Annotated in this window: 16 protein-coding genes; 7 read left to right on the top strand and 9 right to left on the bottom strand. The window is 62.0% G+C overall.

What is annotated here, in order from left to right:
- Window positions 1–19: 19 nt before the first annotated feature.
- The gene (locus RCH91_RS17250) at window positions 20–2,548 is read right to left on the bottom strand and encodes a penicillin-binding protein 1A (RefSeq protein ID WP_306536248.1); all 2,529 of its coding nucleotides are present in this window, start codon (window positions 2,546–2,548) and stop codon (window positions 20–22) included.
- 149 nt (window positions 2,549–2,697) lie between these two features.
- On the opposite strand from RCH91_RS17250, the gene RCH91_RS17245 reads away from it, so the two are divergent.
- On the top strand, window positions 2,698–3,735 hold the full coding sequence (locus RCH91_RS17245) for a DUF3187 family protein (RefSeq protein ID WP_306536247.1): 1,038 nt from the start codon (window positions 2,698–2,700) through the stop codon (window positions 3,733–3,735).
- Here RCH91_RS17245 and lspA read toward each other — a convergent pair.
- Together lspA and ileS are read right to left on the bottom strand one after the other, a co-directional pair.
- A complete protein-coding gene (lspA, locus tag RCH91_RS17240) occupies window positions 3,732–4,229 on the bottom strand; it encodes a signal peptidase II (protein ID WP_306536246.1) in 498 nt (165 codons plus the stop codon). The two genes, RCH91_RS17245 and lspA, sit on opposite strands and share 4 nt — an antisense overlap.
- Window positions 4,230–4,233: 4 nt before the next feature.
- Window positions 4,234–7,005, bottom strand: coding sequence for an isoleucine--tRNA ligase (gene ileS / locus RCH91_RS17235; RefSeq protein WP_306536245.1), 2,772 nt, complete (start codon window positions 7,003–7,005; stop codon window positions 4,234–4,236).
- Between the two features lie 262 nt (window positions 7,006–7,267).
- Here ileS and RCH91_RS17230 point away from each other — a divergent pair, with 262 nt between their 5' ends.
- Window positions 7,268–8,734, top strand: coding sequence for an ATP-binding protein (locus tag RCH91_RS17230; RefSeq protein ID WP_306536244.1), 1,467 nt, complete (start codon window positions 7,268–7,270; stop codon window positions 8,732–8,734).
- A gap of 4 nt (window positions 8,735–8,738) precedes the next feature.
- Here RCH91_RS17230 and RCH91_RS17225 read toward each other — a convergent pair whose 3' ends face one another.
- From RCH91_RS17225 to RCH91_RS17205, 5 genes are all read right to left on the bottom strand, one after another.
- Window positions 8,739–9,587: a ChaN family lipoprotein gene (locus tag RCH91_RS17225; RefSeq protein ID WP_306536243.1), complete on the bottom strand. Its 849-nt coding sequence runs from the start codon at window positions 9,585–9,587 to the stop codon at window positions 8,739–8,741.
- A gap of 31 nt (window positions 9,588–9,618) precedes the next feature.
- On the bottom strand, window positions 9,619–11,691 hold the full coding sequence (locus RCH91_RS17220) for a M1 family metallopeptidase (RefSeq protein WP_306536242.1): 2,073 nt from the start codon (window positions 11,689–11,691) through the stop codon (window positions 9,619–9,621).
- A gap of 137 nt (window positions 11,692–11,828) precedes the next feature.
- Window positions 11,829–12,269, bottom strand: coding sequence for a hypothetical protein (locus RCH91_RS17215; protein WP_306536241.1), 441 nt, complete (start codon window positions 12,267–12,269; stop codon window positions 11,829–11,831).
- An 83-nt stretch (window positions 12,270–12,352) separates the two neighbouring features.
- The gene (gene aroF / locus RCH91_RS17210; protein ID WP_306536240.1) at window positions 12,353–13,372 is read right to left on the bottom strand and encodes a 3-deoxy-7-phosphoheptulonate synthase; all 1,020 of its coding nucleotides are present in this window, start codon (window positions 13,370–13,372) and stop codon (window positions 12,353–12,355) included.
- 283 nt (window positions 13,373–13,655) lie between these two features.
- Entirely contained in the window at window positions 13,656–14,414 is a 759-nt protein-coding gene (locus tag RCH91_RS17205; protein ID WP_306536239.1) for a bifunctional 2-polyprenyl-6-hydroxyphenol methylase/3-demethylubiquinol 3-O-methyltransferase UbiG, read from the bottom strand.
- Window positions 14,415–14,635: 221 nt separating this feature from the next.
- On the opposite strand from RCH91_RS17205, the gene RCH91_RS17200 reads away from it, so the two are divergent.
- Genes RCH91_RS17200 through RCH91_RS17190 form a run of 3 tightly spaced genes read left to right on the top strand, consistent with a single transcriptional unit; the run spans window position 14,636 to window position 16,658 of the window.
- Window positions 14,636–15,079 carry a YqaA family protein gene (locus RCH91_RS17200; protein ID WP_306536238.1) on the top strand — a complete coding sequence of 148 codons (444 nt, stop codon included), beginning with the start codon at window positions 14,636–14,638 and terminating at the stop codon, window positions 15,077–15,079.
- Window positions 15,079–16,251 carry a VWA-like domain-containing protein gene (locus tag RCH91_RS17195; RefSeq protein ID WP_306536237.1) on the top strand — a complete coding sequence of 391 codons (1,173 nt, stop codon included), beginning with the start codon at window positions 15,079–15,081 and terminating at the stop codon, window positions 16,249–16,251. The genes RCH91_RS17200 and RCH91_RS17195 overlap by 1 nt, the downstream gene beginning before the upstream one ends.
- A gap of 2 nt (window positions 16,252–16,253) precedes the next feature.
- Window positions 16,254–16,658 (top strand): hypothetical protein, encoded by a 405-nt coding sequence (locus tag RCH91_RS17190; RefSeq protein WP_306536236.1) that lies wholly within the window; start codon window positions 16,254–16,256, stop codon window positions 16,656–16,658.
- A gap of 91 nt (window positions 16,659–16,749) precedes the next feature.
- Here the strand turns inward: RCH91_RS17190 and RCH91_RS17185 are convergent, their stop codons facing one another.
- A complete protein-coding gene (locus RCH91_RS17185) occupies window positions 16,750–17,985 on the bottom strand; it encodes an outer membrane beta-barrel domain-containing protein (RefSeq protein ID WP_306536235.1) in 1,236 nt (411 codons plus the stop codon).
- 319 nt (window positions 17,986–18,304) lie between these two features.
- On the opposite strand from RCH91_RS17185, the gene RCH91_RS17180 reads away from it, so the two are divergent.
- Both RCH91_RS17180 and RCH91_RS17175 read left to right on the top strand, forming a co-directional pair.
- Complete coding sequence (locus tag RCH91_RS17180; RefSeq protein WP_306536234.1) at window positions 18,305–18,979, top strand: 2Fe-2S iron-sulfur cluster-binding protein; 675 nt, start codon at window positions 18,305–18,307, stop codon at window positions 18,977–18,979.
- Window positions 18,980–20,575, top strand: coding sequence for an FAD-binding protein (locus RCH91_RS17175; RefSeq protein WP_306536233.1), 1,596 nt, complete (start codon window positions 18,980–18,982; stop codon window positions 20,573–20,575).
- Window positions 20,576–20,586: the final 11 nt, after the last annotated feature.

Here is a 20,586-nt window from a genome sequence, read left to right as displayed (position 1 = left end):
ACCGTTGCCCCGCAAGGGATTAGCGGTTTTCGTACCGTCGCGGCAGACGCCCGGCACGCACCCAGTCAGGCAACCCCTCTGAATCACTAGCGTTTTCGTCAGCAGCTGGCGTGTCCTGCTCGCCATCGTACGCCGTGGGCTCGGTACCGGCGATGAAGCACTCCTGGATCGCCCCCGGGCTCCCTTCCCGTGCCAGGCGGCCGGTACGGGGATTGATGGTGGCAAAGGTGACGTCAGCGGGCTGTGAAAAGTCCCTCACGGGGATACCCGCCACGGCCCGCTGCATGAACTCGGTCCAGATGGGCGCCGCGGCCTGACCACCGGACCCCCCCGCGCCGAGGGACTTCTCCTGGTCGTACCCCACCCAGACCCCGGCCACCAGTTGTGGCACGTAGCCTACGAACCAGGCGTCCTTCATGTCGTTGGTGGTGCCGGTCTTTCCGGCCACCGGACGGCCCAGTGCACGGGCCCGCTGGCCGGTGCCACTCGTGACGACGCTCTCCATGAGGTTGGTGATGATGAAGGCGGTTTCCGGCGCAATGACCGGCACCGCCGCAGGCCCCCCGGAGACGGCACCGGACGCGGGGGGAAGCGAGGCATCCGTAAGGGTTACCGTACTCTGGTTGGTGAAGGTCGGGATGACCTGCGGCGCCGTCTCCTCAAGGACCCTGCCGTCGGCATCTTCCACTTTGGTGATGACGTAGGGGGTGGTCCGGTACCCCCCCGAGGCGAAGACCCCGTAGGCCGCGGTCAGCTCAAGGGGGGTGACGCTGGACGAGCCGAGGGCCAGGGTAAGGTTCGCAGCCAGGGGCGAGGTGATGCCGAGCTTTTTGGCATAGTCGATGGCATCACCGACGCCGATCTGCTCCAGAATCTTGACGCTCACCACGTTGATGGAATTGGTGAGGGCCTCCCGCATGGTGACGATACCCCGATAGATGTTGTCGTAGTTTTTCGGCTTCCAGGCCTTGCTCCCGCCGCTCTCGTATTCAACGGGGGAATCGTCGAAGGTGGTTGCGGCCGTGAGCCCCTTGTCGAGGGCGGCGGCATAGATAATCGGCTTGAAGGCCGAACCGGGATTCCGTTTCGCCTGGACGGCCCGGTTGAACTGGCTCCTGCGGAAATCATACCCTCCCACCATGGCCTTCACGGCGCCGGTCAGGGGATCGAGGGCAACCAGCGCCGCCTGGGCCTCGGGCTCCTGGTCCAGGGCGAATACAGCCCCCTGCCTGTTGGCGTCGGGGGTGAGCACCGAAACGAAAACAACACTCCCCAGCGGCAGCGACTTTCCTTTCCCCTCCTGTTTGCCCCAGGCATTCACGAACTGGACCTTGCCAGCCCAGGCCATGTTTTTCCGGGAGATGATGCCGGTTCGCTCGCCGACGCGGATGAACGCCTCACCCTTAGCCGGGTCAACGGCGGTGACGACCCCCTGATAGGTGCTTCCCTGCTTGAGGGAAGCGGTATCGATGCCATCTTCGATTTTCTTGCAGAAGTCGTCCACCTCGGACTCCACAAGGTACTTGACCGCCCCCCGGAACCCCTGGCGCTTGTCCACATTCTTCAGGCCGTTCACCACCGCCTCAAAGGCCCCCTTCTGCATTTCTGCGTTCATGGTGGTGTAGACCTTCAGCCCCTCCTTGTAGAGCCGGTCCATGCCGTAAGTATCCTCCAGCTTGATCCGAATATGTTCCAGAAAGTATGCCGACTGTTCGTTGTTCACCTTTTTCATGGACTTTATCACGATGGGGGTCGCCCGGGCATGGTCCGCCTCGGCCTGGGTCACGTACCCTTCCCGCACCATCCGCTCCAGGACGTATGCCTGCCGCTCCCGGGCCCGGTCCAGGTGCTTGATGGGGGAGTAGGTGTTGGGAGCCTTGGGGAGTCCGGCGAGCATGGCCATCTCGGCCAGGTTCAGCTGCTCCACGTTCTTGCCAAAATAGGTCTCGGCCGCCACCTGGACCCCGTAGGAGCCCCCCCCCAGGTAGATCTGGTTCAGGTAGATGTAGAGGATGTCGTCCTTGGAAAGCATCTTCTCCATGCGGGTGGCAAGTATCGCCTCCTTGAACTTTCGGGAGTAGCTCTTTTCGGGAGTAAGGAGCATCGACTTCGCCACCTGTTGGGTGATGGTGGATGCCCCCTCCTTCTTCCGCAGGGAGAGGAGGTTTTTCACGGCGGCCCGCGCGATCCCCAGGTAGTCGAGCCCCCTGTGCTGGTAGAAGTTGGAATCCTCGGCCGACACGAAGGCCTGGATCAGCTTCCGGGGTATCTTCTCCACCGGCACGACGGTGCGCCGCTCCAGGTAGAACTCACCCACGAGGCTACCGTCGTCGCCATAGACCTGGGAGACAATGGGAGGCCTGTAGTCGGCGAGCCGGTCAACCTTCGGCAGGGAGGCATAGAGATAGGTGAAATATCCGAATACGGCGAGAAGGCCGGCAACACCGAGAGTGACGAGCGTGATGACGACAAATTTCCATGGATTTTTGCCTCTCCGCCGGTTAACGTGGTGAGGGTTGGGGTTCTGTCTGCCGCTGGAGAGCGTCATGATGGTCTCCGAATCTGATATACTGCTGTGGCGCTAGTGGTCGATAACGTTTCACCTTAGCCCAGATGCCCATGGCAGTTCAAGACTGTTATTCTATGACCAGTGAGGGTGACAAGACCCTGTCCCCATCACCACAGGAGGGAACCGGCATGACGAAGAGAGGGAGAGGGGGAAAGCACAGGGGACGGGGGGGGATAGGGGCTCTGACGGGGCTGGCACTGCTCCTCCCGTGCGCGGTTGCTCACGGCATGGAAGTGACCCCCTTCCGGACCGGCAACATGGCCCCCCTGGTCCAGATCCACGGCCTGCCGGTGCCGGACAGCGCCCGCATCCTGGCACCACGGGAAGGTGAGGTCTCCGTCGTCGTCGATCTGGCCAACAACTACGCCGTGACCGCAAAAGGGAATGAAAGCGTCACCTTCGACGGCGAGACGTACCGGGTCGGCCTCGACCTGCGCTACGGCTTCGCTTCCGGGGTGGAGGCGGGCATCGAGATCCCCTTCGTCTTCCATTCGGGAGGTTTCCTCGACGGGTTCATCGAAGGGTTCCACGACGTCTTCAACTTCACCAACGGCGGAAGGGAATACGCCCCCCGAGACCGGCTCCTCTACCAGTACGAAAGAAACGGCATCGACCAGTTCAGGATCGACAACAGCGGGGGGGGAATTGGCGACATCCGCCTGACGGGGGGGTTCCAGCTCTACGACGACCGGGCCGAGGCTCCCCGCCGCCTTGCCCTGCGGGGGGCGCTGAAGCTACCCACCGGCGACAGCGATCGGCTGCGGGGAAGCGGCAGCGTCGACTTCGCCCTCTGGCTCGCCGCCAGCGACGACTACCGGCTCGGCAACTGGGGGCACCTGACCCTCTTCGCCAACGCCGGCGGCACGGTGATGGGAGACGGCAACGTGCTCGAGGACCAGCAACGGGACCTGGTGGCGGCGGGAACGGTCGGGTTCGGTTGGAGCCCCGTGGACTGGCTCGCCATTACGGCCCAGGCCACGTGGCATTCCCCCCTCTACCAAGGGAGCGAACTCCGCGAGATCAATAACGACACGCTCATGATAACAGGAGGATTTGACTTCGCCTTCACGGAGCGGACGTCGCTGGACATCGCCATATCCGAGGACCTGAGCGTAAAAACCGCCCCCGACGTCACCTTTCACCTGGCCCTGCGGCAGCGGTTTTAGCCGTTGCCCCGATCGCTGGTGTGGCGCCGCTCCTCCCGGATCATGTCGAAGGCAAGGAGCGCCACGCCGACGCAGATGGCCGAGTCAGCCACGTTAAAGGCGGGCCAGTGGTGGGTTTTCCAGTAGACGTCGAGGAAATCGATCACCTCGCCGAGCCGGACCCGGTCGATGAGGTTGCCGACGGCACCGGAAAAGATAAGGGAGAGGGAAACCGCCGTCAGACGCTGATCATCCCTCAGCTTGCGGAAGGTGACGGCAATGACCACGATGGCCACCAGCGTAACCGCTATGAAGAAGGGGCGGCGGTAATCGAAGGTGGACAGGAAGCTGAACGCCGCCCCCTTGTTCCGCATGTAGGTGATACTAAAGAGCCCGTCGATCACCGGGATCGACTGGTAAAGCGCCATGGTCCGGTCCACGACGACCTTCGTTGCCTGGTCGAGGACAAGGGAGGCGCCGGTGATGATGGAAAAAATGCGGTAGTTGGGTTTCATCTTCCTACTTGACCGCCGCGACACACTTGGGACAGAGCGTCGGATGTTCGCTGTCGCCGCCGATCTGCTCATCATAGTGCCAGCATCGCTCGCACTTCTCGCCCGGTGCGGCACTGACCCCGATCTTCAGCCCCTTCACTCCTTCGGCCTCCATGAACTCGCCGGCAATGTCCTCCACCAGCTCCACCTTGGAAACGATGAAGACTGTCGCCAGTTCACCGACATACTCCTTCAGGAATGCAAGGAGCTCCGGCTCCGCCGCCAGAGTCACCGCAGCATCGAGGGAGTGGCCGATGGCCTTCTGCACCCGGGCCTGCTCCAGGGCCTTGGAAACCTCCCCCCGCACCGCCATGATCCGGGCCCAACGCTCCACCAGGGCCTCGTCCTTGCGCTCGGGACAGAGTTCGGGGAAGGATGCCAGGTGGACGTTCGCCTCGGCCCGCTTCGGCATGTACCCCCAGACCTCGTCGGCGGTGAAGGAGAGGACCGGCGCCATGAGCCGAACCAGGGATTCCAGCACGAGATACATGACGGTCTGGGCGCTGCGGCGCTCAACGGCGTCTTTCCGGCTCGTGTAGCGCTCCTTGATGATGTCCAGGTAGAAGGCACTCATCTCCACGGTGCAGAAACCGTTCACCGCGTGGTAGAGGATGTGGAACTCGTACTCGTCGTAGGCGGCGACGACCTTCTCCTTCAGCACCTCCAGCTGGTGCAGGGCCCACCGGTCCAGCTCCGTCATCTCCCCGAATGGCACCATGTCGGCGGCCGGGTCGAAGTCGTAGAGGTTCCCCAGTAGGTAGCGGCAGGTGTTGCGAATCCGGCGGTAGGCTTCGGCAAGGCGCGTCAGGATCTCCTGGGAGATCCGGACGTCGTCCCGGTAGTCCTGGGCCGCCACCCAGAGACGGAGGATCTCGGCGCCGTACTTCTTGATCACCTCCTCGGGGGCCACAACGTTCCCAACGGACTTGCTCATCTTCCGGCCGGAGCCGTCCACCACGAAGCCGTGGGTGAGGACTTCCTTGTAGGGGGCGGTGCCCCGGGTGCCGACGGAGGCCAGAAGCGAGGAGTGGAACCATCCCCGGTGCTGGTCGCTCCCCTCGAGATACATATTGGCCGGCGAGCCGAGCGCGGGGCGATTTTCGAGGACCGCCGCATGGGAAACCCCGGAGTCGAACCAGACGTCCAGGATGTCCATCTCCTTCTCGAAGGCGCTCTTGCCGCAGGAGGGACAGACGGTCCCCGGCGGGAGAAGCTCGGCCGCCTCCTTCTCGTACCAGAGGTCGGCTCCCCCTTCCATGAAGAGGTCGGCCACGTGGTGCATGATCGTGCCGTCGGCCAGGATCTCGCCGCACTCGGTGCAGTAGAAGGCAGTGATCGGGACCCCCCAGGAGCGCTGGCGGGAAATGCACCAGTCGGGGCGGTTCTCGATCATACCGTGGATCCGCTCGCGGCCCCATTTGGGCACCCAGGAGACCCGGTCGATCTCCTCCATGGCCTTTTTCCGCAAGTCGTTTTTCTCCATGGAGATGAACCACTGTTCCGTGGCCCGGAAGATGATCGGCTTCTTGCAGCGCCAGCAGTGGGGGTAGGAGTGTTCCACGCTCCCCTGCCCCACCAGGGCCCCCACCTCCTGGAGCTTCTCCATGACGCTGGCATTGGCGTCGAAGACAAACTGGCCGCCGAAGAACTCCAGGCTCTGGATGTAGCGCCCCCGGTTGTCCACCGGGTTGTAGATGTCGAGCCCCTCCACCAGGGCCAGCTCGTAGTCTTCCTGTCCATGGCCCGGAGCGGTGTGGACGCAGCCGGTACCGGCGTCGAGCGTTACGTGCTCGCCCAGGAGGACGATGGAGTCCCGGTCGTAGAAGGGGTGCCTGCACCGTTTCCTGTAGAGGATGTCGGCCCGGAAAGTGGCGACGACGCTCCCCTGCACGCCGGTGGCGGCCATGAAGGCATCCTTCAGCCCCTCGGCCACCACGAGGACCTCTCCGCCGGTCTCCAGGGCCACGTAGTCCAGCTCCGGGTGGAGGGCCACGGCCAGGTTGGCCGGGATGGTCCAGGGGGTGGTGGTCCAGATGACCAGGGACACCTTCTTCCCGGCCAGGGCCGGCACCGCGGCCGCGATGTCGTCCTGGAGGAGGAATTTCACGTAGATGGAGGGGGAGGTCTTGTCGGCGTACTCCACTTCCGCCTCGGCCAGGGCCGTGACGCAGGAGGAGCACCAGTGGACCGGCTTCTTCCCCTTGTAGAGGCCGCCGTTGTCGGCAAAGCGTGCCAGCTCCCGGGCGGTGATCCCCTCGTAGTCGGCGGTCATGGTAAGATAGGGATGATCCCAGTCGCCGATGACCCCCAGCCGCTCGAACTCCTCCCGCTGGATTTTCACGAACTTTTCGGCATACTCCCGGCACTGCTTGCGCATCTGGAGCTTGGTGGTGTCATGTTTTTTGGACCCCAGGTTTTTCTCCACCTGAAGCTCGATGGGGAGGCCGTGGCAGTCCCACCCCGGCACGTAGGGGGCGTCGAACCCCTGCATCCGCTTGCTCTTGAGGATGATGTCCTTGAGGATCTTGTTGAGGGCGTGGCCGATGTGGATGTGGCCGTTGGCATAGGGAGGACCGTCGTGGAGGACATAGCGGGGCTTCCCCTCACCCGCCGCCACGAGCTTGCCGTAGAGGTCGCTCTTGTGCCAGCCGGCGAGGATCTCCGGCTCCCGCTGGGGGAGGTTGGCCTTCATGGGGAAATCGGTAACCGGCAGATTCAGGGTGTTCTTGTATTCCATGGACGTCCTCCACAACGGGGTAATCGGCCGAAAAATGAAGCGCGGCGCGGGCCGGAAAAACGCTTTACGTTACTGACATACCAGTGAAAAGTCAAGGTGAAAGGGGGGTGCGGCGACGGGGTTTCTCCCCCCATTGACCGGAGGGGTAAGGGGGGTTAGAATTGAAAATGGAATGCACGGCATGACCTCCATGGAGGGCACGGAGCACCATCAATCACACCACCATCTCCCCTCGGATCTTCTGCCGGGGGGCAGGACACCCATGGACCAACAGATACGGATGCTCATCCTGGAAGACTCCGAGGACGACCTGCTCCTCCTGCTGCGGGAGGTGCGACGCGGCGGCGTCGATCCCATCTACGAGCGGACCGACACGGCCGAGGGCATGCGCGCCCTCCTCGACAACCGGGAGTGGGATGTGGTCATCGCCGACTACAACATGCCCCGATTCGGCGCCCTGGCCGGCCTCAACATCGTCCAGGAGCGGGGTCTCGACATCCCGTTCATCATCGTCTCCGGCAAGATCGGCGAGGATCTGGCGGTGGCCGCCATGAAGGCCGGCGCCCACGACTATCTCATGAAGGGGAATCTCTCGCGGCTCGTGCCCGCCATCGAGCGTGAGGTCCGGGAGGCCGGCGAACGCCGGCGCCGGCGTCAGGCCGAAGAGGCCATGCGAACCCAGTTCAACCAGATCAGCACCATCTTTGATTCCCTCAATGCCCTGGTCTACGTGGTCGAAATGGAGAGCTTCAAGCTCCTCTACCTGAACAGGTACGGCGCCCAGCTTTTCGGAGAGAACTGGGAGGGTCGCCCCTGCTACGAGGTGATCCAGGGGGGGAAGACGTTGCCGTGCGACTTCTGCACCAACGAAAAACTCATGCTGGACGGCAAGCCGCTCCCCCCCTACATCTGGGAGTACAAAAACATGATCACCGGCCGGTGGTACCAGTGCATCGACAAGGCGATCCGCTGGACCGACGGACGGCTCGTCCGGATGGAGATCGCCATCGACATCACCGAGCGCAAAGAGATGGAGCGGATGAAGGACGAGATGATCTCCGCCGTGAGCCATGAGATGCACACACCCCTCACCGCCATGATGGGGTTCACCGAGTTTCTGCTGGAGAACGAGGTGGAGCGGGAACAGCAGAAGAACTGCCTCCGGACCATCTACAAGGAGACAGAGCGGCTGAGCGAGCTGATCAACAACTTCCTCCAGCTCCAGCGGCTCAAGGCGAGCATGGTCAAGTTCCGGATCATGCCGGTGGCCGTGGGTCTCCTTCTGGCAGACGCCGCCTCCCTCTACGCCGCTGCTTCCAAGAAGCACCATATCGTGGTGGAGTGCCCGCCAGACCTCCCCCCGGTGCGCGGCAACGAGGAGCAGCTCTACCAGGTGGCCAGCAACCTGATTTCCAACGCTATCAAGTACTCGCCCGACGGGGGAGCCGTCACCCTCGGTGGGAAGACCGAGGGTGACATGGTCATCATCTGGGTGAGGGACGAAGGAATCGGCATCGTCCCCGAATTCCAGGAGCGGATCTTCGAGCGGTTCTTCCGGGTCGACAACAGCGATCGGCGGAAGGCGGGGGGAGCAGGCCTCGGGCTCACCCTCGTGCGGGAGATCGTGGCGGCCCACGGCGGCAGGGTCTGGGTGGAGAGCACCCCCGGCGCCGGGAGCACCTTCTTCGTTTCGCTGCCAATGATACGGGAGGGTGCTCTCTCAGCCTGAGGCCTCAGTGTGACAGCCAGAGGTAGTCGGCGTCCGCCACCGTGATCGAGCCGTTCTGAACCACCGGGTCGGGAAGGACCACCCGACTTGCAAGGCCGGGCTTCTCCCGGTCCACCTGAACCGGCATCCCTCCCCGGATGGCGTGGCCGCTCCCCGCGATGACCACCACGGTCCGCCGAGGGCTTTTCTTTATGTATTCCAGCATGTTGTACGCCATGGACTTGTTCCAGAGCATCTGGGCTTCACAGAAGTTCTTGAAAGTCTTGGCACTGGTGTCGTGGTCCGAGTAGGAGCGCCGGATCATGGCCATATAGGCACCGTCCACGTCGCAGGTGATGTCGGGAGGGAGTTGCCGCCGCTCCTGGGGAGAGAGGGACTCGAATCCCTGCCGCGCAACCTTGCGGGTCACCTCCCGGGGGACGTTGAGGCCGATGAGGGGGATCCGCTGGTCCCGGGCAAAGAGAAGAATGTCGCCGTAGATGGCCCACGGCAGATTCCAATTCTTCAGATAGATCCGCTGAAATGCCCCCTTGTCAGTCTTCCCCGCCACCCAGCGGTCCAGTTCCTTCTGACTCTCGGCGGTGAACATCTCCATGCCAATGGCCAGCGGGACCCCGGCCCGGTGGAGCTCCCGGATGATCCGCAACTGCAGGTCGTGGTGGTCCGGATTGTCATGGGTTTCCCCCACGTAGATGACCTTCGCCCCCTTCAGATCCGTGACCATCTCGTTGAAGGGAATCTCCTTCCGGTCCTTGAGCCGCACGATCAGGTCGTGGCTGAAACAGTTCCGTGCCACCACGGCTGTCATGACCAGAATGAGGGCGATGCCGACGAACCTGCCGAAACGCTTCATGTTTCCTCCCCGCAACTATCCCTCTGCCCCGTCATTTAGTGAACGTCACCACGCTCTCCCCGCCGATGGCAAGAGGGGTCTCCTTGACCCGGTTTTCGCCGCCGGAAAAGACGAGAAGCCCGTACCGTCCGTAGTGGGTGATCTTGAGGGCTGCCGCCTCGGCCCCTGCCGGCGAATTGGCAAGGAGCAGCGCCGCCACCCGGCCAGGAGCTTCGGGGCGGTTTGCCACCGCCAGAAGGAGGTCGCCGGTCTCCCTGTACGCCGTGTCATGCACGGAGAATCCGCCCGTCTCCGCCGTCACCTCCAGCGGCAACAGAGGCAGGAGACCAGGCCGCTCCGGCACTCCGCAGAGCAGGAGATCGCGCTCCGCCAGACGGGCGGCATCGGCAGCCTCCTCGCGGATCACCGGCGCGTCCCCCTGGCCCAGGGAGCGGAGCAGGAGCCGGAGAGTTCCGTCGCTGGCCCCGCACCCTTTCGTGACGACCGCCGTTAAGCCCGGGCTCCCCTTGACCCGGTTCACGGTGGGGGGAAGCTCGGCCGGCAACAGGATCCGGAAGATATCCACGTCAGGATCGAGCACCACCCGCTCCGGCGCTGCCGGGACGACGATCGCAAAAGGGGTTTCCTTCCCCGACACCTCCACGGTCCGATCGTACCCCGTCCCGCCCGCCTCCACCCGCACCGTCACCCCCAGGGGATAGTCCTCGCCGGCACTGCGAACCGCTCCCGTCACGAGCCATCCGGCCCTGTCGCGCCGGTTCGTCACCCCGGCAAGGACCAGGCGCGGCCCCCCTGGCCGGTGGAGCCAGGGAGCTACAAAAGACCCCAGGTCCTCTCCCGAAGCTCTGGAGAAGGCTCCAACGAAATCATCCCAGGAGGCGGCAACAAACCGCTTCTCCCGGTAGATCTCCCGAAGCGCCCCGAAGAAGGCCTCGTCGCCGATCCGCTTCCGGATCATGTGAAAGAGCATCGCCCCCTTGCCATAGCCGATGGACCGGGAAGCCGGGTCCACCCGGCCGAGAAACCGCCCCAAGGGGAAGTCATCACCCGCCCCCACCAAAGCTGCGTAGTCGGCCAGGATGCGAAAGCGGTAGTCGCGCCCCTCCCGGGCCGATTTCCGCTCTTCCAGGAGGTGGTCGGCCACGTAGGTAGCAAGCCCCTCGGACCAGTTCCCCTGCCGGTAGTCCACCAGGACGCCGTTTCCCCACCAGCAGTGGGCAATTTCGTGGGGGAGGCTCGTGTGAACGATGAAGGGGAGGCGGATCACCGTGCCGCCAATGAGGGTGTAGGAGGGGAAGCCGTAGCCGGTAGGAAAGAAGTTCTCCACCACGGCGAACTTCTCAAAGGGATACGGACCGAATATTCCGGCATAGAAGCGGAGGTAGTCGGCTGACGCCGCCAGGTACCGCTCCGCAAGGGCCGCGTTTTCGGGATAGAGGTAGGTGTAGAGGGAAATGCCGTCGACGTTCCGCTCCACGATGACGTAGGGGCCTGCCGACAGGGAGATCCCTTCCACCGGCCGGGCCTCCTCCCAGGTGGAAGTGGTGGTTCCCCCCTCAGGGGATCGTGCTAGGCGCCGGCCGGCAGTAATGGCCTCCATGCCTGCCGGTGCCGTGACCGTCACGCGCCGGGTCTTCGGCAGGATCTCCGGAGCCGGGTACCAACCGGCGTCGCTGCCGAGATAGATTCCTTTGGGAGTGATGGCGCCACTCACGCCGTAGGAAGGATCTTCGGTGACCACCGGCCGCTCCGGCGCCGGATCATTGAAGGTGCAGCGATAGCGGACCGTTACCCGCCGAGGGGCTGCGCTCCCCTCTCCGGTGAGCGTCACGGCAAGGGTTTCGCCGGAACGGCGGAAGAGAGTCCCTCGCCCGTCGACGGCAATTTCCTCCACCGCGGCCCCCGGGTTGAGGGAGAGGAGAAGCTGGCCGGAAGCTCCCGGAGCCAGCTCCAGGGTGCTCTCGCCGGACAGGAGATGGCGCTCCGGCTCCAGGCGGACCGCGATCTCCTGGCGGAGCAGCCGAACCTCGCCCCGGGCCGAGCAGGCGAAGAGGAGCACGAGGGACGAAACGAAGGCAACAAGAGAAAAAATGAGCGTCTTCATGGGATACAACTATATCACCAAAACGCCCGGCCGAAAGGGTGTCCGCCCCGTCAGGGGAGAGGTTTAAGCGGGATGAGGCGGGGGATGCGCTGGAGGTTCGGCTCGGCGAGCTCGCTTGGGCGCCCCCCCTCATGGCGTTACTTTTTGCGCTTTGCGCCGGCAAGCGAAAGGAGATCGGCCTGGGACGCCTTCCACGCCCCGTCCTCCCGGACCAGGCGGACCGACCGGGTGGCATACTCGGTCCCGGCCGGCCCCCCGTCCAGTCCAAACCTCCCCCGGACGTCGACGGCGCCGCCGCTGCGGGCCGACACCCTAACCTCCTGGAGCTTCTCCCAGCAGCAGGCGGGGCGGTGTGCCGCCCTCGCCAGCTTGCGGGCAAACCCCTCCCGGCTCTCCTTCCCCCCGGCGCTCGTCCGCTCATGGAGGGAAGCGTAGTTGCCGTCGCGCCACAGGTCAAGAATCTCTTCCAGGCTCCTCTGGGCCTCGGCAGCCACCTGCGGATCGGCGGACTGGGCCGGGCCGGCCATGGCAAGTATGACAAGGGCCGCTGCTGCCGCCCGACGAATGATGGTGTGCATGAAATCCCTCCCTCTGCTGCGGATACTCAGGCGTTAACGCTCGCTCATCGTAGCGCAGCATCGGAAGAGGCGCAAGGGTTTTGCTAGACCGTGCGATCCACCGACTCGGCCACGAGCCTGAGCTTCACCATGAGGGCCTCGAACTTCTTCGGTTTGAGGGACTGGGGACCGTCGGAGGAGGCCCTCTCCGGATCGGGATGGACCTCGATCATGAGCCCGTCGGCCCCGGCTGCCACGGCCGCCAGCGCCATGGGGGCCACGTAGTGGTAGTTGCCGGTGCCGTGGGAGGGATCGGCGATGACCGGCAGGTGGGTCATCTGCTTCAGCACCGGAATGGCGGAAAGGTCGAGGGTATTGCGGGTGGCTGTCTCAAAGGTGCGAATCCCCCGCTCACAGAGGATCACCGCCTGGTTCCCCTCGCTCATGACGTACTCGGCGCTCATGAGGAACTCCTGGATGGTCATGGACATGCCGCGCTTGAGGAGCACCGGCCGCTTCAACTGCCCCACTTTTTTCAGCAAGGCGAAGTTCTGGGCGTTGCGGGCCCCGATCTGGAGGATGTCCGAGTACTCGGCCACCAGATCCGCCGTCTCCGGGTTCACCACTTCGGTTACGATGGGGAGGCCGGTGATCTCCCGCGCCTTAGCCAAAAGCTTCAGCCCCTCCTCTTCGAGCCCCTGGAACGAGTAGGGGGAGGTCCGCGGCTTGAACGCCCCGCCGCGGAGCACCTGGGCGCCGGCCGCCTTCACTGCCTTGGCCGTCTCGATGATCTGCTCCTCCCCCTCCACCGAACAGGGACCGGCCATGACGATGATCTCCGTGCCGCCGATACTGACCGCATCGCTGATCCGGATGACGCTCGGCTCCACCTTCACCTCCTTGGAGGCAAGCTTGTAGGGTTTGAGGATCGGCACCACGCTCTCCACGCCGTGCATCGACTCGATGCTTTGCAGCACCAGCTTCCCCCGCTCGTCCCCCACGGCCCCGATCACGTCCCGCGTGGTTCCGTGGATCACGTGGGGCTTGTATCCCAGCTCCTTGATCCGCCTGATTACCTCGTCCCGGTCCTTTTTCGCTGCACCTGCCTTCATGACGATGATCATCCTTTCCTCCCTGTGGTCCCGGAACGACGAAAGGCCGGAGGATTTCCCCCCGGCCTTGTCATATCTGCGATATTGGTCTTAACAACTGAAAAAGCCGGGGATGGTCTCTCTGTCCACCCTCGGCTTCCGGTTTAGTGTGTAGTGTCTTCAGCTTCCCCTACAATAAACCTCTACCCTGGGCAGACGGCCTAAAATAAAAGCCGCACCAAAAGTTAAAGCTAAAGTAGGAAAAGAGGCTGAAATTTATCATGGGTTGTATAGTCGCCCAAATCATTAAAAAATGTCAAGCCTTAATTTTACCACCAATAGAGATGGGGGGATTCTTCTTACAGACGTAAAGCAGCCGTCCAGACCGCTTCTTGGGACGACCGAACGAATACCCGTCATATTTTCTGAAGATCAGACCGCTGTGATGCAGCGATCTCTCTATCTCTTCAGGCCGGTAGCCGCGTTCAACATGTTCTTCCTGGAACCGTTGGTAGTGCTTTCTCTTCCGGGAGAATCCCGTGAACAGCAGGCGGCCGATGGCGGTGTCAGCATCGAAGGACGCCTCGATAACCAGCGTCAGATCGGGTTCGTGCGTCACCGACATGGCGCACCACTGATTCTTCAGCCCTTCGTAAGTATTCATGTCGCAGATGAAGATACCGTCATCGGAAAGGTGACTCTTCGCCCGACTGAAGGCCGTGAATAGATCCTCCTCGTCCACGAGGTAGTTAAGGCTATCAAACATGCAGGTCACGATATCGAATCGTTGATTGAGCTCCAAAGCCCGAATGTCGTGGGCTAGTACACGAGCGCCGGGGGCTTTGCGACGGGCATGCTCGACCTGATGCTCCGAGAGATCGATGCCGGTCGCCTGGAAACCATTTTCTCCCACGATCTTGAGCAGCGAGCCGGCACCACAGCACAGATCCAGCCAGGTTTTCGCCTGGGGTGCCTCCTTCGCAACAACCGCCGATAAAAAGGGCAACATCCTCGCTCCCCAGAGGTCCCATTTTTCGCTATAGAACGCCGCAAAATCTTTACCGTAGACACTCATCCAGAAGAATTCCCTCCAGGGAAATGGTTATCCTTATAGCACCAATTGTTCGTTGTATTCCTGCCAACCTCGCCAACCGCAAGACGAGCAGCATCAGCATGTTGCAGGTTAATCCAACAGAGTCATTGCTGACCGTAGTTGAAACGGTTAAGCATGTCAAGAGGGCCTTCCAATCGGCAAACCCTTTGACATTATGCACCCCCTTCCGCTACGGTTAGCCGATGGAGCAGCTACTCGCGACCCACGGCCTGCCGGCCCTCTTCTGTATGAGCTTTCTCGCCGCGACCCTGGTACCGATCGGTTCCGAGTGGCTCCTGGTGACGCTCCTCCTCAAACACCACGATCCGCCTCTGGCGGTGGCCGTAGCAACTGCCGGCAACTGGCTCGGGGCCTGCACCACTTACGCCATCGGCATGTGGGGCGGCCCCTTTCTGGTACGCAGGGTGCTCAGAATCGACGAAGAGACGGAACGTCGGGCCGACCGGCTCTATGCCCGCTACGGCTCCTGGTCCCTCGTCTTTTCCTGGCTGCCGGTCATCGGCGACCCCTTGTGCCTCATGGGGGGAATCCTCCGAGTCGGATTCGGCCGGTTTTCGCTCCTGGTGGGAAGCGGGAAGCTGGCCCGCTACGCCTTCATCGCCTGGGTCACCGTAAAGGGGATGTGATGTCCAACAGGGTCATCGAAAACGCCATCGTAAGGATGCTGAAGCGCAAGCCCTTCTACGGCCAGTTCCTCCTGGGGCTGCGCCGCGTAGAAGGAGGAGACGGGCATCCCCTCGGCGTGACGGTCCGGGACGGAGTGCCAACCCTTGCGGTGAACGCCTCCCTCTTCGGCGCTGAGCATCTCCAGATTCAGGAGGGGCTCCTGGAGCATGGCATCAAACACCTGATCCACCTCCACATGTTCCGCCGCAAGGGACGGAACAGCCACGACTGGGACCTGGCCTGCGATCTGGCCATCAACCCGTCCATCGACCATCTCCCTGTCGACGCGCTCTTCCCCCGTGCCTTCAGGCTGGAGGAGGGGCTTGCAGCCGAGGAGTACTACGCCCTCCTCGCCGACCCCTTCGACACGGGAAGCCTGAAGGGGTTCGGCACGGGGAGCGCCTCCCGGGACGCAGGGGGGAAGAGGGGCACGGGGAAGGATGAGGAGCATTCCGTGACGACGGTGGACGACCACGCCATCTGGGATAATGCTGACGCCACGCCAGTGCGGCTTGCCGAAGAGGTGGTGCGGGGGATGGTGCGCGACGCCTTCCGGGCCTGCGACGGGGAAGTGCCGGCCGATATCCGGGAAGTGGTCGTGGGGATGCTTGCCCCGTCGCCGATCCCGTGGCGCCAGGTGCTCCGGCAGTTCGTGGCGGCGGCGGGAAGAACGGGCCGGCAGACCACGTGGATGAAGGAGCATCGCCGCTTCGCCCACATCACACCGGGGGTCCGGAAGATGCGGCGACTGAACCTCCTGGTGGGGATCGACGTGAGCGACTCCACCAACATCGCGAAACTGCGGGAGGCCTTCGCCCAGGAGCTGGTCCGGGTCTCCCAGGGACGGGAAGCCCAAATTACAGTACTTTACGCCACGAGCCGCATCCAGCGGGTCGAGAGTTTCCGGGGAGCCTCGTCCGTGGCCGAAGTCTACATCGGGGGAGGATTCACCGACCTGCGGCCGGTCTTTGATTACGCTCGGACCATGCACCCCCTCCCCGCGGCGGTCATCTATCTCACCGACGGCGTCGGCCCGGCGCCGGAACGGATGGATTTCCCCACCCTCTGGGTGCTGACGCGGGACGGCGAAAAGCCGGCACCGTGGGGGGTTGAGGTCAGACTGGAGGTATGATGATGGACGAATTCAAGCCGATGACGGCCGAGTCGGTGCGGGATATCCTGGAAGAGGCGGGGGCGAAGGTCATGGCGCGTTCGGGACGATCCGAAAGCTACGGGGCACCGCGGGACTTCTCCTTCGAGGTAAAGGCCCTCTTTCCCAACGGCATGGGGCTCCACATCGTGGCGCGCCAATTCAACTACCGGGACCCGTGGGAGGGGGCCGGACGGGTAAACGACCTGGTGGACGTGTCACTGCTCCGGGATGGCTCCTACTCACCCCTCCCCAAGGGGTACCCCTGGTTCCAGGCGATCGATCAGGAAGAGGGAATCGACGAGGAACGTCTGCGGGAGATCGTTGCCTGCGTCAAGGGGCTGAACCCGAAGATCTACCTCCTGCAGGAACTGACGGGGGACCTGTAACCGACGGGGTTAATGGCCGGCAAGAACGAAAAAAAAAGCGCACTGCCCGGAAGCAGTGCGCTTTTTTCATCTGGAAAACTACCGTTAACGGCTACTTGCGCTTCTTAAGCCCGCAGTCGATGTTGGCAACTACGCGGCGGTTCGTCTGACGCCCTTCGTCAGTGGCGTTGTCGGCCACCGGCTTGGACTCACCATACCCCTTGTAGGAAAGCCGCTTGGCAGCGATGCCGAACTCGTCGACCAGGTTCTTCATGACGGCCTTGGCCCGACGCTCGGAAAGCTTCTGATTGTACTTCGCGGTTCCCTTGCTGTCGGTGTGCCCTTCGATCACCGCTTCGGCTTGGGGATACTCTTTCAAGAAATCGGCCACCTTCTTAATTTCATCATGGAAGTCGGGCTTGATGTCGGCCTTGTCGAAGTCGAACTCCACCTTGAGGGTGATGCAGAGCTTCTCGGGGCAGCCGTTCTTGTCAACCGCGGCATCCTTCGGGGTGTTGGGGCACTTGTCGAGGTAGTCGTACACGCCGTCACCGTCGGTGTCCAGCGGGCAGCCGACGCTGTCAACCTTCACGCCGGCCGGGGTGCCTGGGCACTTGTCCAGGTAATCGGGTACGCCGTCGCCGTCAGTGTCGAGCGGGCAACCGTCCTTGTCAACCTTCACACCCTTCGGGGTGTCGGGGCACTTGTCGTTCGGATCGATCACGCCATCTCCGTCGCTGTCCAAGGGTGCAGGGGCGACATAGGGCTTGGGCTCAGGCTTGGGCTCAGGCTTCGGCTCGGCCTTCGGCGCGGGCTTGGCGCCGCCGAACTGGAAATCGAGGCCACCGGTGACTTCCTGGTGGTTCTGCGTTTCATTGAAGGTGAACAGGTTGCGGGCATCGGCACGGAGCGCGATACGGTCCGTCAGGAAGAGTTTCACCCCGCCGCCGGCGGAGAGTAACTGATCGTCGTCATGCACTTGACGACCATCCAAGGTAATGCCGCCGAGGCCAGCTGCCAGGAACGGCACGAACCGCGACTGGGGCATGAAGTGGTAGAGGCCCTCGAGACCATACCGGTAAACGTTGACATTCCCACCGCCGTTATCAAAATCGGTGTCGGTGTAGTTTCCTGAAGCCTCAGCGCTCCAGTTCTGGGTAAAGTTGTAGCCGAGTCTGAGCCCTCCGCCATAATGGTGCTTCAGGTCCGCTTCATGGTCGTAGAACGTGTACGAGCCGAAGGGGCTGATCGAAAACGCTCCCTCCTTGATGTAGCTCTCACTGTGGGCGGTGGCGGAGAACGCCATACACGCCGCTGCGACGGCAAATGTTGCAACTTGCTTCTTCATTCCATACCTCCTTGTTGTGAAATTCAATGTCTTGCGGGTCAAACCCTCTCTCCAGGCCACATCCGACTAGACAAGAGATTCCGAAAGTGAATCTTTTCCCACATAATAGTAGCTTTTGACCAAATGTCAATTGTTGAACAAAAATCAATGCACCGGCTTTAATGGGTCACCGCCGCTCAACTCAGTAACCATCAATATAAATCCTGGCCTGTATCTTTCCGTAGAGCTCCCTGAACCACAGGGGATTCACTATCTGTTAATTCCTGGAAAAGGTTGTAAACTAGCGTTATAAACAGGAGGCCGTTTCCGGGGGGAGCGCATGAAGGATGACAGAAAGTCAATCACCATCGAGCTCGAAGGAAGGAAGATAAAGGTGCCTGAGGGGCTGACCGTTATCGAGGCCCTCTGGGATACGGGGCATGACGTGAAACGCGGTGTCGGATGCCTTTCCGGCCTGTGCGGAGCCTGTACCGTCGCCTATCTGGCGAAAGAAAGCAAGAAAGTCAAGTTCGGGCTCGGCTGCCAGAAGGTTGTGGAGGAGGGATTGAACGTCATCATGATGCCGTACTTCCCCTCCCGGGTTGCACACTACCTCCTTGAGAGGATGGAAACCCCTCTGGAGCAACTGCAGGACATTTATCCCGAGCTCTATACCTGCAACGATTGCATGGCATGCAACATATGTCCCGAATGGATCAACGTGGCCGGGGTGATGAAGGCCGCAAAGGGCGCTGACTATGAAACGGCAACCGAGCACATAATGGACTGCATCATGTGCGGGCTATGCGCCTCACGGTGCCCGAAGGGGATAGCACCCCAGAATGTGGCCCTTTTCATCCAGAGGGCCCTTGCGAAAGAGAGGACGTTTCCACCCAATCTCCAGCAGCGCATCGCGGAGATTGAATCGTTTCAATTCGGCGCCGAATGGGAAAAGATAGCTGCCATGGGAAACGAAGCGCTTGAAGCCCACTGCCGCCAAAGGGAGGGGGCGTAAATGTATCCTGAGATTATGCTCGGCTCCATTGAGGTCGTGGACGCCTCCCGTGAGAAACGAAAAATGGACGCGATGGAGATGCTGTCAGAGGAGGAGGCAGAGGGACTTCTCAAGAGATTCCATCCGGATTACAAGGAATCGGCCTTCAGAAATCTCAGGGTAGGCGTGAACAGAGGGGAGAGGACGACCCATGAAATAGCGGACCTCTTCGAGGCCTTCGGCGATCTCGACTACTCCAAGATAGATCTCAAGCCTGAATGCGATACGGATGTCCTTGTGCTGGGGGGCGGCGGGGCGGGGGTAACGGCCGCGCTTTTTGCCCAAAGCATGGGGGCACGGGTTATCCTTGCCACAAAGCTCAGACTCGGCAATTCCAACACCATCATGGCGCTGGGGGGGATGCAGGCCTCGGTGGATGAGCATGATTCTCCCGTGCGGCACTTCTGCGATACGATGGTCGCGGGCAAATTCAGTGGGAGACGAGATCTCGTAAAGGTCATGGTGGAAGACGGGCCTCGGATCGTGAAATGGCTCCTGGACACCGGCGTCGATTTCGACAGGGACGAGGCCGGGAATCTCACGACAAAGAAGGCAGGCGGCATATCGGCCCCCCGGATTATCTCCATTGGTGACCATACCGGCCTGAATATCATGAAGGTGTTGAAGGATGAGATTGGAAAGCGGGACTCAATCGAGGTTTCCGAGTTCACCCCGGCGGTGGAGCTGACCACAAACGAGTTCGGCGAATGTAACGGTGCAATCCTGTACGACCTGGGAAGGAAGCGGCATTTTGTCGTGCGGGCCAAGGCGGTCATTCTCGCAACCGGCGGATCGGGGCGGCTTCACATGCAGGGGTTTCCCACCTCCAATAACTTCGGTGCGACGGGAGATGCGCTCGTTCTCGCCTACCGGTCGGGAGCGAGGCTCGAAGGGGTGGATTCGTTCCAGTACCACCCGACCGGCGTCATGTTTCCCGAGCACATGGTGGGGGTGCTCGTCACCGAGGCGATACGGAGCCTCGGAGGGCACTTGGTGAATGCTAGGGGGGAACGGTTTGTCAACGAGCTCGAAACACGGGACGTCTGCGCCGCGGCCATCATTCGGGAGTGCGAAAGCGGCAACGGCGTCACGACCCCTTTCGGGAAGGTGGGGATCTGGCTTGATTCTCCCCTGATTGAGGAAGCCCAGGGGAAGGGGTTCCTGAGGAAGCGCTTCCCTTCCCTCTTCAGGCACTTCATGCGCGTCGGCATAGATATCTCGAAACGGCCACTCCTGGTATTTCCGACCCTCCACTACCAGAATGGCGGGATTCTCATTGACGAGCAGGGTGAGACGACGGTAAAAAATCTGTTTGTGGCCGGAGAGGCGGCCGGAGGGATCCACGGAAGGAACAGGGCCATGGGAAACTCGCTCCTGGATATCTTTGTCTTCGGCAGGAGGGCCGGAATAGCGGCTTCAAAAAAAATGTACCATACGCCGGGAAATGTTACCCTGAACCACGTCACCCGGTACTATGACCGGCTCAAGTCCCTCAGGATATCCAGCGTGGCTAAATCCCCCACGCTGTTTCCCGAGTTTATCGTAAACAAGCTTTAACAGAGAGACGT

It is taken from the genome of Geobacter sp. (assembly GCF_030834625.1).
GTDB lineage: Bacteria > Desulfobacterota > Desulfuromonadia > Geobacterales > Geobacteraceae > Geobacter.
This window is presented reverse-complemented; position numbering and strand designations above follow the sequence as displayed.

Bases quoted from the DNA above. Each gene is read 5' to 3' on its own strand.
- RCH91_RS17250 (WP_306536248.1), bottom strand. From the start codon at position 2,548: ATGACGCTCTCCAGCGGCAGACAGAACCCCAACCCTCACCACGTTAAC.
- RCH91_RS17245 (WP_306536247.1), top strand. From the start codon at position 2,698: ATGACGAAGAGAGGGAGAGGGGGAAAGCACAGGGGACGGGGGGGGATA.
- lspA (WP_306536246.1), bottom strand. From the start codon at position 4,229: ATGAAACCCAACTACCGCATTTTTTCCATCATCACCGGCGCCTCCCTT.
- ileS (WP_306536245.1), bottom strand. From the start codon at position 7,005: ATGGAATACAAGAACACCCTGAATCTGCCGGTTACCGATTTCCCCATG.
- RCH91_RS17230 (WP_306536244.1), top strand. From the start codon at position 7,268: ATGGACCAACAGATACGGATGCTCATCCTGGAAGACTCCGAGGACGAC.
- RCH91_RS17225 (WP_306536243.1), bottom strand. From the start codon at position 9,587: ATGAAGCGTTTCGGCAGGTTCGTCGGCATCGCCCTCATTCTGGTCATG.
- RCH91_RS17220 (WP_306536242.1), bottom strand. From the start codon at position 11,691: ATGAAGACGCTCATTTTTTCTCTTGTTGCCTTCGTTTCGTCCCTCGTG.
- RCH91_RS17215 (WP_306536241.1), bottom strand. From the start codon at position 12,269: ATGCACACCATCATTCGTCGGGCGGCAGCAGCGGCCCTTGTCATACTT.
- aroF (WP_306536240.1), bottom strand. From the start codon at position 13,372: ATGATCATCGTCATGAAGGCAGGTGCAGCGAAAAAGGACCGGGACGAG.
- RCH91_RS17205 (WP_306536239.1), bottom strand. From the start codon at position 14,414: ATGAGTGTCTACGGTAAAGATTTTGCGGCGTTCTATAGCGAAAAATGG.
- RCH91_RS17200 (WP_306536238.1), top strand. From the start codon at position 14,636: ATGGAGCAGCTACTCGCGACCCACGGCCTGCCGGCCCTCTTCTGTATG.
- RCH91_RS17195 (WP_306536237.1), top strand. From the start codon at position 15,079: ATGTCCAACAGGGTCATCGAAAACGCCATCGTAAGGATGCTGAAGCGC.
- RCH91_RS17190 (WP_306536236.1), top strand. From the start codon at position 16,254: ATGGACGAATTCAAGCCGATGACGGCCGAGTCGGTGCGGGATATCCTG.
- RCH91_RS17185 (WP_306536235.1), bottom strand. From the start codon at position 17,985: ATGAAGAAGCAAGTTGCAACATTTGCCGTCGCAGCGGCGTGTATGGCG.
- RCH91_RS17180 (WP_306536234.1), top strand. From the start codon at position 18,305: ATGAAGGATGACAGAAAGTCAATCACCATCGAGCTCGAAGGAAGGAAG.
- RCH91_RS17175 (WP_306536233.1), top strand. From the start codon at position 18,980: ATGTATCCTGAGATTATGCTCGGCTCCATTGAGGTCGTGGACGCCTCC.